The organism is uncultured Thiohalocapsa sp., assembly GCF_913063425.1.
Classification (GTDB): domain Bacteria; phylum Pseudomonadota; class Gammaproteobacteria; order Chromatiales; family Chromatiaceae; genus Thiohalocapsa.
Window position 1 is genome coordinate 1 of sequence record NZ_CAJXYK010000042.1, and the last position, 14770, is coordinate 14770.

A 14770-nucleotide genomic window follows, 5' to 3' on the forward strand; every position below is an offset into this window, starting at 1 on the left:
GAGAAGCCGTGGATGCCGTGCTTGTGGGCGCGCTTGCCGGTGGCGATGCTGGTCCAGAGCATCGGCGAGAGCACCGGATAGAGCGTCGCCAGGTTGCCCATGACGCCGTTCTCGACCAGGTGCTTCAGATTCGGCATCTCGCCGGCGTCGATGAGCGGGGAGATCACCTTCCAGTCGGCGGCGTCCCAGCCGATGAGCAGGGTCTTGGTCATGGATTCACACTCGATCGGAGGAAATAAGCAGCACCACGGCAACCAGACGCGGGGCTAGACTTGCCGCATGGACTGCGAATGGGACGAAGCGAAGGCGATAGGCAACCTGCGCAAGCATGGCGTCGGCTTCGAGGAGGCCTGCACTGTCTTCCTCGACCCGTTCGCCGCCACCGGTGCCGATCCGGACCATTCCGTCGGCGAACGGCGCTGGGTCACCTTTGGCCTGGCGGTGACCGGGCGGCTGCTCACTGTAGCCCACTGCGATCGGGATGGTGCGGTTTGCATCATCAGCGCGAGACCAGCGACCAGATCCGAGCGGAGACTGTATGAACAAGGTTGAAGACAACGACGCGCTGCGCCCCGAGTACCGGCGCGAAGACTTCCCGCATGGACTCGAGCGCGGCAAGTACGCCGCGGCCATGGCCGAAGGCTCGAACATCGTCCGCCTCGACCCGGACGTCGCCCGGGCGTTTCCGAACAGCCAGGCAGTCAACGACGCCCTGCGGGCGCTGCTGCGGATCGCGGAGCGTGCGGCGCCCGAGGCCCGGTCCTGAGCCTCCCGGGCGCATGAGCGCAGGCGAGAGCTTGTCGCTGAAACGCATCCGGCACGGAATCGACCCCGCAACAGGCGATGCTCGCTGCCGGGTCGAGTGCCGGTCGCTCATGTTCGCCCTGCAGCCGCGGGGACGACTCCTTGCGCCCGTCCCCGCGCGGGCTGTTCGGGCTTCAGGCCGCGGCGCGCTGCGCCCGCCAGCGGCGCACACCGAAGGCGCCGGCGGCGAGCAGGGCGAGGGTCGATGGGGTCGGTACCGGCACCGGCGTCGGGTCAGAGGTCTGGCCGACCTCGATGCTGCCGTCGGCCGCGTCGTTGTAGGCCCAACGGCTGACGGTCACGCTTTGGGACGCGACTTGGAGCTCCGCCCAGCCGTAGAACAAGTCGGCCCCGGACAGGAAGCGGAAGCCGATGAAGTTGCTGCCGATGACGCCGTTTCCGAATTCGCTTGCAACATTCCCGTCGCTGGTGATTTCAACGAAGCGTCGGTCTCCGCAAACCGGCCCAAACGTAAGGTGCACTCAGGGTCGGCGCGACGGTGAGCCCCGACGCCAGGCGGTTGAACTCGTTGCCACCGGCTGCGACGAGGCCGCGCCCGTTTCGCCCGTCGCTGGAAAAAGATATGTAGCCTGTGGAGCTGGTAATAATAATAAATGTCTTCACCCGGAAGTCACTGCCTCCGTTACCGTCGATGTCCCACTCCGCTTCGGTGGTGCCGCCAAAGCTCACCGTGAAGGCGTTGCTGTTGTCCTTGTAGACGATGGCGGCGTCCGCCCCTAGCGGGACGGCGGCGGCCGAGACGGCGCCGGTGGCGATGGCGAGGTGTTGCTTGAGCTTGGTGTGCATGGTGTAACGCTCCGGTAAAGGGTCGGGATTCAAGGCCTGCGCGCGGCTTGGCCGGGCGCCGCCGGAGGAGCAGGTTGGCGTGAGTGCCCGAACGGCAACGACGCCAGCCCGCACCCCCAGCGACGACGGCCAATCGGCGTCTTTACGCCTCCAGTCGTTTTTTGCCGCGCCCCGCGGGTTCGCGCAAAACGCACACCAACGCTTGATAAACAAGCGCTTTCGTCGACTATTTCATTGATCTGTGTGGCACGTAGCCTGACACACGGGGGGGGTATGCCCGCGTGGCATCATCGGGGGAACGCCCAGGGGATCTTGATCTGTAAAAAAAGCTGACAGTTGCACCGCGCCAGCGCGACGCACCGCCGCGCCCGGGCTTCAGCGGTTGCGGATGATGCGGCGGCATGAGCGCCTGGCCGGGCGAATGGGTTGGTCAACGCCGATCGGCGTTCTTGTAGACCTAATTGCGGTCGCGCTTACCCACGGCGACCACCAGCACCACCAGCCGGCTGTCCTGCACCTCGTAGACGAGTCGAAATCCGGCGGAGCGCAACTTGATCTTGTAGCGCTGCGGATGGCCGCTCAGCCTTGACGCGGCGACATGCGGGTCCCGCAGTCGCTCCGCGAGCTTCTTCGTCAGCTGCGCACGGACGGAATTGTCCAGCGCACCCCACTCCTCCAGTGCATCCGGGTGAAACTCCAGGTCATAGCTCATCCAGCGAGACCTTGATGGGCGCCTGTCCGTCCCGCAGCCGCGCGTCGGCGATCAGGTTGAGCTCCAGGTCGTCCAGGCGATCCATCAGCGCTTCGTACGCCTTCGCCGGCACACAGTAGAAGGCCGGCTGGTTGTGATTGAGCACTGCGACGGGCAGACCCTCGCCGGCCGCCACCGTCCCCATCGGATTGCGCTTCAGCTCCGAGATGCTGGCCGTGGTCTCGGCCAGGATACGATGTGCCATGCGGGTGACCTCGCGCCGGAAAGAGCGAAAAATTGGGTATCGAAAATGGCGCTGTTCAAGGCGTCGTCCTCAAGGCGCGGAACGGCCGGATGCCAGGCCTCTTCCCGTGGATGCCTTGGTCGTTCTCAGGACAGCAGACCGCGCGGTCTCGAACGCAGGCGAGTCGCCGCGGAGAACCGATGGACCCACGCAGAGACGCCAGGGCGCAGAGAGGATGAGAGCGTACCGGGGAAGCGGTGGACATGGACAAAGACAACTGTCTGGCTGCGGAGCAAGCTCGACCCTTACCCGTCTCTGCTCCTTGTTCGCCTTTGCGCCTTTGCGCCTCTGCGTCTCTGCGTCTCTGCGTCTCTGCGCGAGAGATCTTCTTCCGCGTCCCGGCGTGAGCGCTCTATCTTCAGGCCGCCGCGCGCCGCGCCCGCCAGCGGCGCACACCGAAGGCGCCGGCGGCGAGCAGGGCGAGGGTCGATAGCGCCGGGGCCGGCGTCGGGTCTGAGGTCTGACCGACCTTGACGCTGCCGTCGGCCTCGTCGTTGTAGGCCCACCGGTTGACGGTGACGGTGCCGCCGCCGGTGGTGGACAGGATCAGCTCCGCCCAGCCGTAGAGCGTGTCGGTGCCGGAAAAGAAGCGGAAGGGGCTTTGCACGAGCAAGTGTAAAAAAAGCTGACAGCCCGTCCGACAGCACCCCCCACCGGCGATGCCATGCCGATGCCCTGGGCAGGGTGGCTCGACCTGGGCGTGGTCCGCTGGCGTCGCTGCCCTGTCGCGGCTGGAAGCCGCTCCCACAGGCCCCGTCCGCTGTGGGAGCAGCTTCCAGCCGCGACTCCCCGAGCGCAAGCCCAGCGCAGTGGCCGGAAGGATGATCAAGGCCCGCCTGTCGACCGTTCAACGCCCCATTCTTCGTTGTGGACGCTTCTGGACAGAGGTTCGGATGGGTGCGGCCTCCCGATGATGTCCTCCCTGTTCTGTCGCAAAAAAGAAGAATCTCGCGCAGAGACGCGAAGGCGCAATGGGAAGAACGAGCGTTCCGACTGCTCCGAGGCATTTCTTCTCTTCTCTGCGCCTTTGCGTCTCTGCGCGAGATATCCTTGACCGCGGCTGTGCACGCGAAATTGCACATCATTTGGAGACCGCACCCGGCGCGGATTGAGAAGAGACGAAGATGTTCGGCGAGGCGCGCGAGGACGTCGGCTTGTCAAGCGCCCCGCTTAGGTCCTATGCTCTGATAACAAGCACTCGCAAGGCGTTATCATCATGATCCGCACCCAGATCAGCCTCTCGGAAGAAGACTACGCCGCGGCCGGGGCCGAAGCGGAGCGGCTCGGCATCTCGCTGGCGGAGTTGTTGCGGCGCCCGCTGCGCACACTCTTGCCAACCGACGCGGACAAGCCCTGGATGCGCTATGCGGATCTCGTCGAGAGCGGCGACGCGGACGCGGGCCGTCACATCGACGAGCAGGTGTATGGCCACAAGGACTGACGGCGATGCGGCGCCGGTCTACGTCGACACTTCGGCTCTGATCGGCTTTCTCGACCGCTCCGACAGCTTTCATCCCCTGTTCCGGCGCCTGTTTGCCGACCCGCCGGCGCTGATCACCAGCCCGCTGGTTGTGGCCAAGGGTCATGGCTGATTTCTGCGACGCCATGATCGCGGTCGGGCCTTGCAGTTCCTGGCCTTCATCGAGGCATTGACACCGCTGTGCGTGCTGGACCTGACGCGGGCCGAGCAGGCCGGCGCAGGCCGGATGCTGCGCCGCTTCGCCGATCAGGATCTCACCCTGGCCGACGCCTTGGGCCTGCACCTGATGGCGGTGCGCAAGAGCCCGCGCTGCTGGTCCACCGACTTCCATCTTGGACTCACCGGGGTGCCACTGGTGATCCATGGCGGCTGAGCGCTTGGCAACGCATCCCCGATTGGGCATCGTCTGGAACATCGACCGTGCGCGTCCCTGCGTGAGCGCGCTGCCTTCAGGCCGCCGCGCGCCGCGCCCGCCAGCGGCGCAGCCTGAAGGCGCCGGCGGCGAGCAGGGCGAGGGTCGATGGGGCGGGCGCGTCCTGGGTCTGACCCACCTTGATGCTGTCGCCCGGTGTGTCGTTGCAGGCCCAGCGGTTGACGGTGACAGTCCCACCGCCGGTGGTCGCGAGGGTCAGCTCCGCCCAGCCGTAGAGCGTGTCGATGCCGGACAGGAAGCGGGAACCGAAGTCCTTGCTGCCAAAGGCGCCACCCCCAAACTCGCTGCCCGGCGCGACACCGGCATCACTGACCGAGAAGGCGTGTACGCTCTCCTTGTACATGACGCCCGCGTCGGCCCCCATCGGGATGGCTCATGCGGCTCGGCATGAACGCTCGCAACGGTGGGCTTGATCAGCGCCTCTCGGCGGTTGAGCTCCAGGTCCATTCCGGCGCGACCGGTTCGCGCGGCGGGCTTGCACCGACGCCCGACGGCATGCACCTGCGGACCATGCGATGGTCACTGTGCCGTGTTGCCGCCCTACCCCTGCTGCTGCTCGCCGGCTGCGGCGGCCTGCTGCTGCGCCCGGATGCCGCGCAGCAGACGGACCTGCCGGCGGGGGTGGCCCTGCGCTCCGGGCAGATCGCCTCGGCCACCGGCTGCACGCTGGACTATCGCCTCTACGGACCCGCGACGCAGCTGCCGGCCGCCGCCGGCAGCGGCGCGCCGGCGCGCGGCGGCGACTGGGTGATCCTGGCCCACGGCTTCCTGCGCAGTCAGGCGCGCATGCAGGGCCTGGCAGGCGCCATGGCCGCCGACGGCATGCAGGTGGCCACGCTCGACTTCTGCAACCAGAAGCCCTGGGCCGGCCGCCACGTGCAGAATGGCCGGGACATGGTCGCCCTGGCACGCCACCTGGGTGCCGAGCGGGTGGTCTACGCCGGCTTCTCGGCGGGCGGCCTCGCGGCGCTGCTGGCGGGCCGCGCCGACCCGCGAACGGTGGGCATCGTCACACTGGATCTGGTGGAGACCGGCGGCCTCGGCGTCGGCGCCGCACGGCAGCTCGATAAGCCCCTGCTGGCGCTGGCCGGCGAGCCCACCAACTGCAACGCCCTGGACAATGGCCGTGCGGTGCTCCGGGCCACGGACCGGGCGCGGGTGCAGCGCATCGCCGGCGCCGGCCACTGCGACTTCGAGGCGCCCACGGATGGGCTCTGCGAGCTGGTGTGCGCAGACCCGGATGGGGCGGAGCGCACGCACCGGGCCCAGGTCATCGCGGGCGCCACGGCCGCCGCAGTTGCACTGTTCGCAGGCGATGCCGATGGCTGGGCCGCCGGCGCAGCGCCGGATGCCGGGCCCGGCCCCGATACCCAAGCGGGTGGGGCTCACCTGCGGCAGCCCTGACAGGGCTCAAACCGGCGTGCCAGGTTGCCGCTCGCCGAGCGCGACGGAACCCATGCCGAATCTCCGAGCCTTGGCACGCCCTTTGCCGTCCCCCATCGAATCGCTTGTCGGCGCCGAAGCCGGCGGTCAGAGCCGGCCAACGGGAGATCGGTATACCGTCCCCATATTAACCCATATTCATGAAACCAGGGCGCGGCGCGCAGTTCAGTATGCCGTCCCCCCATTGGTCCCCATGTTGAGGTGGGGACGCTGACGCAGGGCCTCGTAGAGGCAGACGCCGGCGGCGACCGACACGTTGAGGCTCTCGACCTGCCCGCGCATGGGGATGCTCACCAGCAGATCGCAATGCTCGCGGGTGAGGCGACGCAGCCCGCTGCCCTCGCCGCCGAGGACGAGCCCGAGCGGACCCGAGAGGTCGGTATCGTAGAGGTCGGCGGGGGCGTCCTCGGCGGTGCCGACGAGCCAGACGCCGGCGGCCTTGAGCTTGTCCAGCGCCCGGGCGAGGTTGGTGACCTGGATGAAGGGCATGGACTCGGCGGCGCCGCTGGCCACCTTCACGGCCACCGGCGTGAGGCCGACCGCCTTGTCCTTGGGTGCGATGACGGCATCGGCGCCGGCGGCGTCGGCGCTGCGCAGGCAGGCGCCGAGGTTGTGGGGGTCGGTGACGCCGTCCAGGATCAGCAGCAGCGGCGGATGGTCCAGGCCCGCCAGCAGACTGTCCAGGTCCTGCGCGGGGCGCGCGGCGGACCCCGTCACCCAGACGATGACGCCCTGGTGGTTGGCGCCGGCGGCGGCATCGTCCAGCGCAGCGCGGTCGAGCTGGCGCACGGGTATACCGGCGCGGCGCGCGAGGCCGGCGAGCTCCGCCAGGCGCTGGTCCCGGCGGCGGCGGTCGAGCCACAGCTCGGTGACCTGGCCGGCACCGAGCTTGAGCGCGCTGCGGGCGCTGTTGATGCCGAGGGTTGGGCTGCTGCCGCCGGGCTGCGTCGGACTCATGCCGCAGGCTTCCGCGTCAGGCCGTCACGGCGGCAGACCAGGCCGCGCCCGTCAGGACGCCGCCGCCTTGCGCTTGCGCCGCGGCGGGCGCGAGCGCTTGCGCCCGCTGCCCTTGCCGGCCGGCTTCGTGGACTGCTGCGCGGGCTGCGCGAGCACGAAGTCGATCTTGCGCTCGTCCAGATTCACCGCCGCCACCTGCACCCGCAGCCGATCACCCAGGCGATACACCTGGCCGGTGCGCTCGCCCGTCAGCCGGTGGCCTACGGGGTCAAAGTGGTAGTAGTCGTTGTCCAGCGCGGTGATGTGCACCAGGCCGTCGATGTAGACCTCATCCAGCTCCACGAAGAGTCCGAAGCCCTGCACGCTGGTGATGGTGCCGTCGAATTCCTCGCCGAGCTTGTCGCGCATGTACTCGCACTTGAGCCAGCTCTCGGCATCGCGGGTGGCGTCGTCGGCGCGGCGCTCGGTGCCGGAGCAGACGTCGGCGATCTGCTGCAGCTCGGGCTTGGAGTAGTCCAGGTCCGCCGCGGTGCCGCCGGCGAGGATGTGCTTGATGATGCGGTGGACGATGAGGTCCGGATAGCGGCGGATGGGCGACGTGAAATGCGTGTAGGCATCGTACGCGAGCCCGAAGTGCCCGGCATTGTCGGAGCTGTACATGGCCTGCTGCATGGACCTGAGCAGCACCGTTTGGATGAGGTGCGCATCCGCACGCCCCTTCACCGAGTCCAGCAGGGTCGCATAGTCCTGCGCCGTGGGCTTGTTGCCGCCGGGCAGGTTGAGGCCCAGCTCACCCAGGAACTCCCGCAGGTCCGAGAGCTTCTCCTCCTTGGGCGTCTCGTGGATGCGGTAGAGCGCCGGCATCTTCTTGCGCTCGAAGAGCCGGGCCGCGGCCACATTGGCGGCGAGCATGCACTCCTCGATGAGACGGTGGGCATCGTTGCGCCGCACGGGCTCGATGCGCGCGATGCGCCGGGACTCGTTGAAGATGAACTTGGTCTCGGTGGTGTCGAAGTCGATGGCGCCGCGCTGGGCGCGGGCGGCATGCAGCACTTCGAACAGCGCATGCAGCTCGTGCAGGTGCGGCAGCAGCGCCGCATGCTGCTCGGCGAGCGCCAGGTCGGCATCGTCCAGCATGGACGCGACCTGATCGTAGGTGAGCCTGGCATGGGAGCGCATCACGGCCTCGAAGAAGCGCGAGCGCGTCACGCGGCCCTCGCGGTTGACGTACAGCTCGCAGGCCATGCAGAGCCGGTCGACCGCGGGGTTGATGGAGCAGAGCCCGTTGGAGAGCTCCTCCGGCAGCATCGGCACGACCCGGTCCGGAAAATACACCGAGTTGCCGCGGCGGCCGGCCTCGCGATCCAACGCGCTGCCGGGCGTGACATAGGCCGACACATCGGCGATGCAGACCAGGAGCTTCCAGCCCTTGGGCTTGCGCTCGCAGTATACGGCGTCGTCGAAGTCGCGGGCGTCGGCGCCGTCGATGGTGACCAGCGGCAGGTCGCGCAGATCCGTCCGACCTTCCTTGGCGGCCTCCGGCACCTCTTCGCCAAGGCTCGCGGTCTCCGCGGTGACCTCCTCGGGCCACTCCACCGGCAGGTCATGGGCGCGGATGGCGATGTCCGTCTCCATGCCCGGGCCCATGTGATCGCCCACCACCTCCACGATGCGCCCGATGGGCGGGGTGCGCTTGGTGGGCTGGTCGGTGATCTCGGCGACGACGATCTGACCCTGCGCCGCGTCCATGAGCCGGTCGCTCGGGATGATGACGTCGTGGGTCATGCGCTTGTTGTCCGGCACCACCAGGCCGACGCCGCTCTCGGAGTAGAGCCGGCCGACGACGCTGCGGGTGCCGCGCTCCAGAATCTCCACCACGGAGCCCTCCAGGCGCCCGCGACGGTCGCGCCCCGTCACCCGGGCCACCACCCGGTCACCGTGAAAGACCGTGCGCATCTCCTTGGGATAGAGGTATAGATCGTCCCCGCCTTCGTCAGGCTTGACGAAGCCGAAGCCGTCCGGGTGCGCGATGATGCGACCGGCGATGAGGTCGCGCTTGTTGACCAGGCAGTAGGCGTCCCGGCGGTTGCGCACCAGCTGGCCGTCGCGGACCATGGCGCCCAGGCGTCGGTCCAGGGCCGTCAGGTCCTGCTCCTCACGCAGGCCCAGGGCGTCGGCCACCTCCTGGAAGCCCATGGGCGCCGCATGCTCGGTGAGGGTCTCGAGGATGAACTCGCGACTCGGGATAGGGTTGTCGTATTTTTTGGCCTCGCGCTGGCGATGCGGGTCTTGCGCCTTCGCCGACTGGGCCGATTTGCGTCGTGCCACGGGATCTCCGCCGCTGTCCTTAAAGCAACCTAGTGTAGCGTTGACAGGGGGCGGCTGTCTCACTATCATTCCGGGGCTTCGCAGATCCTGCCTCGCGGGCGCTGCGACCACCCCTGCCGAGGTGGCGGAATTGGTAGACGCGCATGGTTCAGGTCCATGTCTGGGAAACCAGGTGGAGGTTCAAGTCCTCTCCTCGGCACCACCTTTTGAGCAGCACTGCTCCCGCAACGGTTGTAATCCAGCGCCCGCTGTCACCCAGCGCCCTGGAGCAGTGAGCCGCTCATCCGGTCGATCCGGCCAACCCCAACAGCCCTAAGCCCATCCCCTCGCAGCCCATCCCCTCGGAGCCCAGCACCTCGGAGCCCAGCACCTCGGAGCCCAGCACCTCGGAACCCAGCACCCCTGACCCCGGCGCCGCAAACCGGGGCCTCCAAAGGCAGCCCCTCAGCCGTCACGCTGCAACAATCGCGGCGACGGGAAAAGTGCATCGCATTGCCGACGAAGTCGCACAGCGCCTGCATGCGTTCCGGCAGCATCTCCGCCGGGGGCGGCTCGTGCAGCACTTCTCCCATCGAGCTCGAGCCGACGTGCACGCATACATCTCGTGGTGACTGCACCTGCCCGCTCGACGTCTCCGGCAAGGTGCCTTCGGTCATGCGGCGATGGATGTCCAGCACCAGCGTCGGTGTCAGCGGATCATCCTTGCGGGCGCGGATGAGCTCCATGCCGACATGGTTGTTGAAGATCATGCGCTCGCTCTTGTCGGTGGGGCAGACAGGTGCGGGACGCCTCGCGTGTGAGCTTGATCCCAAACCACCGCCGCTCGTGACTCAGCCCCACTGGCGGCGTCCGCTGGCGCAATTCGTCCCAGTGCAGGTACTTGCAGTGCAGGTACTTGCCATGCACAGCGGGGGCAGGGCGATGGGCCAGCATGTCCGATATGGCGCCGCTGTGCGAGACCAACAGCGCACGAAAGGCAGGCGGCGCTTGGGGCTTGCGCATGCTCGACTATCAATCCTTCAGACATTGACAGCAGCATCTCAGCCCAACATCTGTCTATCAGTTTTCCCGAAACTGATAGGACTGTATCAACCTGATGCTGTCCCGCTTCCTGACACGCAGCCCGGAATCTGACCGGTCCGGGGAAGCTGCTCAGACCGGGCTGTGCAACCGGCGCAGCTTCAGGAGTGACGACCGCAAGGACGCCACACCGCAAAAAAAACGCTGCCGTTGGCAGCGTTTCCTGGTCCCGCCCGGCGCACCGCCGGGCACGCCGGCACGCGGCCTATGCGCAGTCGCGGTCGCGTTGGCTGAGGGCCTGGTAACGCGCCCGGGGCCGGCTCACCGGCCGCACACGGTCTCTCGCCACCACCCGCTGCTGGCGCATGCGCTGCACGGCGCGCAGTTGCCAGACGCAGAAGGCGATCGCCGAGCCCCAGAACAGCAGGATCTGCAGGCTTTTGAAGGTGCTGTAATCCATCTTGTGCTTGCCTCGCTGTTGGTGCCGGCGACGCCGGCTTGTCCTCAATGATCTAGGCAAACCAGCCCAGTACAAACCCGCAAAACCCATGGGATCAGCCCTTGGTCGGATACCCCGGCCGCGGCGGCGCCCGTCGTGACCAAAACGCGGCGAGTGCCGAGCCGGACAGGTTGTGCCAGATGGAAAAGAGTGCACCGGGAATCGCGGCGGCGGCGGAGAAATACTGCACCGCCAACGCCACGGCGAGGCCGGAGTTCTGCATGCCCACCTCGATGGCGAGCGTGCGGGCGCTGCGGACATCACGCGTCCCAAGCCAGCCCAGCGCGTAGCCCGCGCCCAGGCCGATGCCGTTGTGCAGCACCACGGCCAGCGCGACCACCCAGCCGGCGGCGGCGATGTTGTCGACGTTGAGCGCCACGATGATGGCGATGATGAGCAAGATGGCTGCCATGGACAGGAGCGGGAACACGCCCTGGACGGGCGCGATGCGGGCACCGAGCCAGGTGTTGACGGCCACCCCCAGGGCCACCGGTAGCAGCACGATCTTCAGGATGGACAACAGCATGTCCCACACCGGCACGGGAACCTGCTGCCCGACGTAGAGCCAGGTGATGAGCGGCGTGGCAACCACTGCAAGCAGGGTCGAAGCGGCCGTCAGCGTGATGGACAAGGCGACATCGCCGCGAGCCAGGTAGCACACCACGTTGGAGGCCGTGCCGCCCGGGCTCGCCCCCACCAGCACCAGCCCGGCGATCAGCGCCGCCGGCAGACCCAGCACCGTCCCGATGGCCCAGGCTGCGAGGGGCATGACCCCGAACTGGAGCGCCATGCCGAGCCCCACCTGCTGCGGGCGGCGCCACACGGCTGCAAACTCGCGCCAGGTCAGGGTCAAGCCCATGCCGAGCATCACCACGCCCAATAAGGGCACGATGGCAGGCTTCAGCGGCGCGAGCCATTCAGGGCGGACATAGGCGAGCACCGAGCCCAGCAGCGCCCAGAGGGGGAACAGGGCCGTGACGGCGGATGCAGTGCGGGCGGACCCGACGGCGCTCGGCATGCTCGGGGCGAGCTCCTCTGGCGTTGGCGATGTCCGATCAGGCGCCGGCGAGGCGGCGGCGCGCGCCGGCGGGCCGCACAGCCCCCGGCTGACGGCGTGGCCGCGGACTGCGCCGGCGGACCCGGTGCGCCGTGCGCGGGCGAGCCCGCCTTGGCCGATGCACCAGGAGCCGGGGGGCGTATTCCAGGGCGAGGCTCAGGATACCGAGGGCGGCGTAGAGCAGACAGAGGCCGAGGGTCAGGAGCAGCAGGTCGAGTGCGGGCAGCATGGTGTTCTCCGAGCGCTTTGCGTGGCGGTGGGAACAGCATGCGCGTATCGGTGACTCATCCCGCGAGCCCGCTGGGAGCGCCGCGCGCCCGCTGGGCCAGGCGTCGGGTGCATCCAATGGCGCCTCAGGATCGGCGCTGGGTCGATCGCCCTCGGCTGGGAAAACGCGCCACTGCACACCGGCGCGCGGTCGCGGCCCGCCCCTGGACCGATCAGCACCAGCCTGCGCCGCCAATCATTCAGCCGGCAGCATCCGCACGGGCGGCTCTTCGGCGATACGCGGCGGGCGCACCGTGGGGCGCACCGGGTGCGGCCGAGCCTGGTGGGAGTCGGCCGCCGCCGGCGGCACCCCGATGGCGGGCGGTCGCACGCGCAGATCGAGGCGAACAGGCTCCAGACGCGGCGCCGTGCTGGAGAGCGCCCCCTCCGTCAGCGACCATTGATCCTGAGCCATGCCGCGGAAGCGACCCGCGGCATCCAGTTGCAGCACCGTGGGCCGAGAGAGGCCGCTTGCCAAGTCGTTGGCGATGTCGACGGGGCCGGAGCGCGGCTCCATGACCCCGGGCGACTCAGGCCGGCTGGCCTGCGTGTCATCGTCGCCGGCCGTCGCGCGCTTGGGCTCGGCGGCGGTTGCGGGGGCGTTGTCGGGCTCGGAGGACGGCTGGTCAGGCGGCTGGTCAGGCGGCTGGGCAGCGGATCCTGCCCCGCTGTCGGGCGGCGAATCGACAGCCGTCAGGGCTTCGGCGGACGGCGCATCCAGGGGCTGCGGGCCGGCCTCCGGCTCGCCCGCTTCGGCCAGCGGCGTGCCCGTGGCATCGGTGGCGGCTATGGCCTCGCCATCGCCTTCAGTGGATGGGTCGCCGTCGGGCGTCGCCTCGGGGTCCGGCTGAATCTCGGGCTCGGCGAAGGCGATACGCTCGGCGCCATCGGCGCGGTCGGCGGGCTCATCGAGCATGGCCAGCAGCCGGCGGTCGCGGTTGTAGATGTCGCGGCGGAAGCCGACCCGGCCCTCCGCGTCCGCCTTGGCGGTGAGGTAGTACAGCAGCACCGGCAGATGCTCATCGAGGTGCACCCAGCGGGTCCTGCCGCGACGGACGACGCTGTTGATCGCGGCCTCGCTCCAGGCGGGCTCATTGAGCACCTGCTCCGCCAGGGTCAGCGGCCGATGGACACGGATGCAGCCGTGGCTGTAGGCCCGCCTGGACCGATTGAACAGATACCGCGACGGCGTGTCGTGCAGGTAGATGGCATGCCCGTTGGGGAACATGAACTTGACGCGCCCCAGGGCGTTGCGCGGGCCTGGCTCCTGTACCAGGTAATACTGGCCGCCGCTGCGAACCCGCTTGTACCCCGCGGGTACGCCTTTGAATTTCTTCTCGATGGACTTGGGCACGGTCCAGGTGGGATTGAAGACCAAATACTCCATCTCGTCCCGGAACATGGGGGTCTGATCCTCCACCGTGCCGATGATGCCCCGCGTGCGCCAGACCTCCTCATGCTCGCGCACCAGGTACAGCTCGAACGCCGCGATGTCGACGAGCAGATAATCCGCCGGCAGGTCGTTGTAGAGCCAGCGCATGCGCTCCAGGTTGGCGCGGATGGTGAGCAGGCGCTCGTCCAGAGGCACATTCAGCGCGCGCAGGGTATTCGGCCCGACGATGCCGTCGGCGGCCAGCCCGGAGCGCCGCTGGAAGCCCTTCACCGCCTCGGCGAGGTCTTCATCGTAGATCTCAGGCGCGGCGACGAAGCCGGGCTCATAGCCGTCGATGACTGCGAGATGCTCGCGAATCAGGGGCACCCGCGCGTCCTTGACGCCCACGCGCAGGTTTGGTCCACCCGGGATGTCCTCCCAGCCGCCGCGGTCCGCGATGGCGAGGTAGCGCTGGTAGCCCTGCTTCAGGTTTCGGTAGAAATCCGGGCTCGGCAGCATCGCCGCCAGCTCCTCTGCCATGCCCGGCGTCGCCAGCGCCTGCGCCATGTCGGCCTTCAGCCGCTCGGCGTCCGCGGGCTCGACGAAGGTCCCCTCGGGATTCACATGGCGGGGATTGTGCTTGCCGAAGCGGAAATGGTGGACGTAGCGCAGCAGGGCATCGGAGAGCAGGAGCTCGGCGCTGGTGCGAGCGGCTGCGTCGGCCGCATCCAGCCCGCCCCGGTCCAGCAGTGCCGCGATGGCATCGGCGTGGAAATCCGCCGGCAGGAAGCCGTCGGCGCGGGCGCGGCGGGCGAGCTCCAGCATGGTGCGGGCGCGCTGGGCATCCCAGGCAGGGCGATACTCCCGCTCGGCATAAAACTCGGCGAGCAGTCGCGGCGAGTAGAGCGCAATGGGCTGCGCATCCGAAGCACTGACGGGTCCAACCACGGGCGGCGCTGCCGTGGGCTCGTCGGTGCCGACGAAAGGCGACAGTGTTGCACGCAGGTCCGCCACGGCGGCACCGGCTGTCAGCGAGAGGATCAGCGCGACCGCAGCGACAAAGGCGCGAGCACCCGCCGATGGCCGGGCAGCACGCGACACGGAGCCGTTCCCGGCGGGCAACGGACGGACTGAATAGACAGGAACGAGCGGCATCTGCGCGACCCCAATGTCGGGCTCAGGCGTACAATACCCGAATCCGAACGGCAACAAAGAGATAGCAGAACTATACAGAAGCCGCGTGAGATCCGCAGCAAGTCGCGTATCGACAACAGCCGGCCGCTGAGTACGTGAATGGAACGGACGTAC

At 68.4% G+C, this 14770-nt stretch carries 20 protein-coding genes and 1 tRNA gene; 7 read left to right on the forward strand and 14 right to left on the reverse strand.

What is annotated here, in order from left to right; all coding sequences use genetic code 11:
* The coding region (locus QZ607_RS19200; RefSeq protein ID WP_295885989.1) for an alkaline phosphatase family protein at positions 1–212 on the reverse strand (212 nt) is incomplete at its 3' end.
* 67 nt (positions 213–279) lie between these two features.
* Here QZ607_RS19200 and QZ607_RS19205 point away from each other — a divergent pair.
* A complete protein-coding gene (locus QZ607_RS19205) occupies positions 280–552 on the forward strand; it encodes a BrnT family toxin (protein WP_295885991.1) in 273 nt (90 codons plus the stop codon).
* Positions 539–766, forward strand: coding sequence for a hypothetical protein (locus tag QZ607_RS19210; protein ID WP_295885993.1), 228 nt, complete (start codon positions 539–541; stop codon positions 764–766). The genes QZ607_RS19205 and QZ607_RS19210 overlap by 14 nt, the downstream gene beginning before the upstream one ends.
* Before the next feature lie 172 nt (positions 767–938).
* On the opposite strand, the gene QZ607_RS19215 is transcribed toward QZ607_RS19210, so the two are convergent.
* The 5 genes from QZ607_RS19215 to QZ607_RS19235 all read right to left on the reverse strand — a co-directional run bounded on the left by QZ607_RS19215 (position 939) and on the right by QZ607_RS19235 (position 3213).
* Positions 939–1106: a PEP-CTERM sorting domain-containing protein gene (locus QZ607_RS19215; RefSeq protein WP_295885995.1), complete on the reverse strand. Its 168-nt coding sequence runs from the start codon at positions 1104–1106 to the stop codon at positions 939–941.
* Positions 1107–1239: 133 nt separating this feature from the next.
* The gene (locus QZ607_RS19220; RefSeq protein ID WP_295885997.1) at positions 1240–1611 is read right to left on the reverse strand and encodes a hypothetical protein; all 372 of its coding nucleotides are present in this window, start codon (positions 1609–1611) and stop codon (positions 1240–1242) included.
* A gap of 457 nt (positions 1612–2068) precedes the next feature.
* Positions 2069–2323 carry a type II toxin-antitoxin system RelE/ParE family toxin gene (locus QZ607_RS19225; RefSeq protein ID WP_295885999.1) on the reverse strand — a complete coding sequence of 85 codons (255 nt, stop codon included), beginning with the start codon at positions 2321–2323 and terminating at the stop codon, positions 2069–2071.
* Positions 2313–2567 (reverse strand): type II toxin-antitoxin system Phd/YefM family antitoxin, encoded by a 255-nt coding sequence (locus QZ607_RS19230; protein ID WP_295886002.1) that lies wholly within the window; start codon positions 2565–2567, stop codon positions 2313–2315. The genes QZ607_RS19225 and QZ607_RS19230 overlap by 11 nt, the downstream gene beginning before the upstream one ends.
* Positions 2568–2964: 397 nt before the next feature.
* Positions 2965–3213, reverse strand: a complete 249-nt coding sequence (locus QZ607_RS19235; RefSeq protein WP_295886004.1) for a hypothetical protein — start codon at positions 3211–3213, stop codon at positions 2965–2967.
* A 609-nt stretch (positions 3214–3822) separates the two neighbouring features.
* On the opposite strand from QZ607_RS19235, the gene QZ607_RS19240 reads away from it, so the two are divergent.
* The 3 genes from QZ607_RS19240 to QZ607_RS19250 are packed head-to-tail and all read left to right on the forward strand — an operon-like array spanning position 3823 to position 4459.
* A complete protein-coding gene (locus tag QZ607_RS19240; protein WP_295886007.1) occupies positions 3823–4047 on the forward strand; it encodes a hypothetical protein in 225 nt (74 codons plus the stop codon).
* A complete protein-coding gene (locus QZ607_RS19245; RefSeq protein ID WP_295886008.1) occupies positions 4031–4198 on the forward strand; it encodes a hypothetical protein in 168 nt (55 codons plus the stop codon). Before QZ607_RS19240 ends, QZ607_RS19245 begins: the two co-directional genes overlap by 17 nt.
* 30 nt (positions 4199–4228) lie before the next feature.
* The gene (locus QZ607_RS19250; protein ID WP_295886010.1) at positions 4229–4459 is read left to right on the forward strand and encodes a hypothetical protein; all 231 of its coding nucleotides are present in this window, start codon (positions 4229–4231) and stop codon (positions 4457–4459) included.
* A gap of 76 nt (positions 4460–4535) precedes the next feature.
* Here QZ607_RS19250 and QZ607_RS19255 read toward each other — a convergent pair whose 3' ends face one another.
* Positions 4536–4883, reverse strand: a complete 348-nt coding sequence (locus QZ607_RS19255; RefSeq protein WP_295886011.1) for a hypothetical protein — start codon at positions 4881–4883, stop codon at positions 4536–4538.
* 146 nt (positions 4884–5029) lie between these two features.
* Here QZ607_RS19255 and QZ607_RS19260 point away from each other — a divergent pair, with 146 nt between their 5' ends.
* The gene (locus QZ607_RS19260; RefSeq protein WP_295886013.1) at positions 5030–5923 is read left to right on the forward strand and encodes an alpha/beta hydrolase; all 894 of its coding nucleotides are present in this window, start codon (positions 5030–5032) and stop codon (positions 5921–5923) included.
* A 204-nt stretch (positions 5924–6127) separates the two neighbouring features.
* Here the strand turns inward: QZ607_RS19260 and rlmB are convergent, their stop codons facing one another.
* Together rlmB and rnr are read right to left on the reverse strand one after the other, a co-directional pair.
* A complete protein-coding gene (gene rlmB / locus QZ607_RS19265) occupies positions 6128–6919 on the reverse strand; it encodes a 23S rRNA (guanosine(2251)-2'-O)-methyltransferase RlmB (RefSeq protein ID WP_295886015.1) in 792 nt (263 codons plus the stop codon).
* A 51-nt stretch (positions 6920–6970) separates the two neighbouring features.
* Positions 6971–9247, reverse strand: coding sequence for a ribonuclease R (gene rnr, locus QZ607_RS19270; protein ID WP_295886018.1), 2277 nt, complete (start codon positions 9245–9247; stop codon positions 6971–6973).
* A 115-nt stretch (positions 9248–9362) separates the two neighbouring features.
* Here rnr and QZ607_RS19275 point away from each other — a divergent pair.
* Positions 9363–9449, forward strand: a tRNA-Leu gene (locus QZ607_RS19275).
* A 49-nt stretch (positions 9450–9498) separates the two neighbouring features.
* Here QZ607_RS19275 and QZ607_RS19280 read toward each other — a convergent pair.
* The 5 genes from QZ607_RS19280 to QZ607_RS19300 all read right to left on the reverse strand — a co-directional run bounded on the left by QZ607_RS19280 (position 9499) and on the right by QZ607_RS19300 (position 14476).
* Positions 9499–9996: a hypothetical protein gene (locus tag QZ607_RS19280; RefSeq protein ID WP_295886020.1), complete on the reverse strand. Its 498-nt coding sequence runs from the start codon at positions 9994–9996 to the stop codon at positions 9499–9501.
* 536 nt (positions 9997–10532) lie between these two features.
* Positions 10533–10727, reverse strand: coding sequence for a hypothetical protein (locus QZ607_RS19285; RefSeq protein ID WP_295886022.1), 195 nt, complete (start codon positions 10725–10727; stop codon positions 10533–10535).
* 94 nt (positions 10728–10821) lie between these two features.
* Positions 10822–11784, reverse strand: a complete 963-nt coding sequence (locus tag QZ607_RS19290; RefSeq protein ID WP_295886024.1) for a bile acid:sodium symporter family protein — start codon at positions 11782–11784, stop codon at positions 10822–10824.
* Positions 11785–11821: 37 nt separating this feature from the next.
* Positions 11822–12052 carry a hypothetical protein gene (locus QZ607_RS19295; protein WP_295886026.1) on the reverse strand — a complete coding sequence of 77 codons (231 nt, stop codon included), beginning with the start codon at positions 12050–12052 and terminating at the stop codon, positions 11822–11824.
* A gap of 234 nt (positions 12053–12286) precedes the next feature.
* Positions 12287–14476: a L,D-transpeptidase family protein gene (locus QZ607_RS19300; protein ID WP_295886029.1), complete on the reverse strand. Its 2190-nt coding sequence runs from the start codon at positions 14474–14476 to the stop codon at positions 12287–12289.
* Positions 14477–14770 lie beyond the last annotated feature (294 nt).

Excerpts from the sequence above, each read along its gene's own strand:
- QZ607_RS19290 (WP_295886024.1), bottom strand. The coding sequence starts at position 11,784 with ATGCCGAGCGCCGTCGGGTCCGCCCGCACTGCATCCGCCGTCACGGCC.
- QZ607_RS19260 (WP_295886013.1), top strand. The coding sequence starts at position 5,030 with ATGCGATGGTCACTGTGCCGTGTTGCCGCCCTACCCCTGCTGCTGCTC.
- QZ607_RS19285 (WP_295886022.1), bottom strand. The coding sequence starts at position 10,727 with ATGGATTACAGCACCTTCAAAAGCCTGCAGATCCTGCTGTTCTGGGGC.
- QZ607_RS19220 (WP_295885997.1), bottom strand. The coding sequence starts at position 1,611 with ATGCACACCAAGCTCAAGCAACACCTCGCCATCGCCACCGGCGCCGTC.
- QZ607_RS19240 (WP_295886007.1), top strand. The coding sequence starts at position 3,823 with ATGATCCGCACCCAGATCAGCCTCTCGGAAGAAGACTACGCCGCGGCC.
- QZ607_RS19230 (WP_295886002.1), bottom strand. The coding sequence starts at position 2,567 with ATGGCACATCGTATCCTGGCCGAGACCACGGCCAGCATCTCGGAGCTG.
- QZ607_RS19295 (WP_295886026.1), bottom strand. The coding sequence starts at position 12,052 with ATGCTGCCCGCACTCGACCTGCTGCTCCTGACCCTCGGCCTCTGTCTG.
- QZ607_RS19210 (WP_295885993.1), top strand. The coding sequence starts at position 539 with ATGAACAAGGTTGAAGACAACGACGCGCTGCGCCCCGAGTACCGGCGC.
- QZ607_RS19255 (WP_295886011.1), bottom strand. The coding sequence starts at position 4,883 with ATGGGGGCCGACGCGGGCGTCATGTACAAGGAGAGCGTACACGCCTTC.
- QZ607_RS19225 (WP_295885999.1), bottom strand. The coding sequence starts at position 2,323 with ATGAGCTATGACCTGGAGTTTCACCCGGATGCACTGGAGGAGTGGGGT.
- QZ607_RS19280 (WP_295886020.1), bottom strand. The coding sequence starts at position 9,996 with ATGATCTTCAACAACCATGTCGGCATGGAGCTCATCCGCGCCCGCAAG.
- QZ607_RS19245 (WP_295886008.1), top strand. The coding sequence starts at position 4,031 with ATGGCCACAAGGACTGACGGCGATGCGGCGCCGGTCTACGTCGACACT.
- rlmB (WP_295886015.1), bottom strand. The coding sequence starts at position 6,919 with ATGAGTCCGACGCAGCCCGGCGGCAGCAGCCCAACCCTCGGCATCAAC.
- QZ607_RS19205 (WP_295885991.1), top strand. The coding sequence starts at position 280 with ATGGACTGCGAATGGGACGAAGCGAAGGCGATAGGCAACCTGCGCAAG.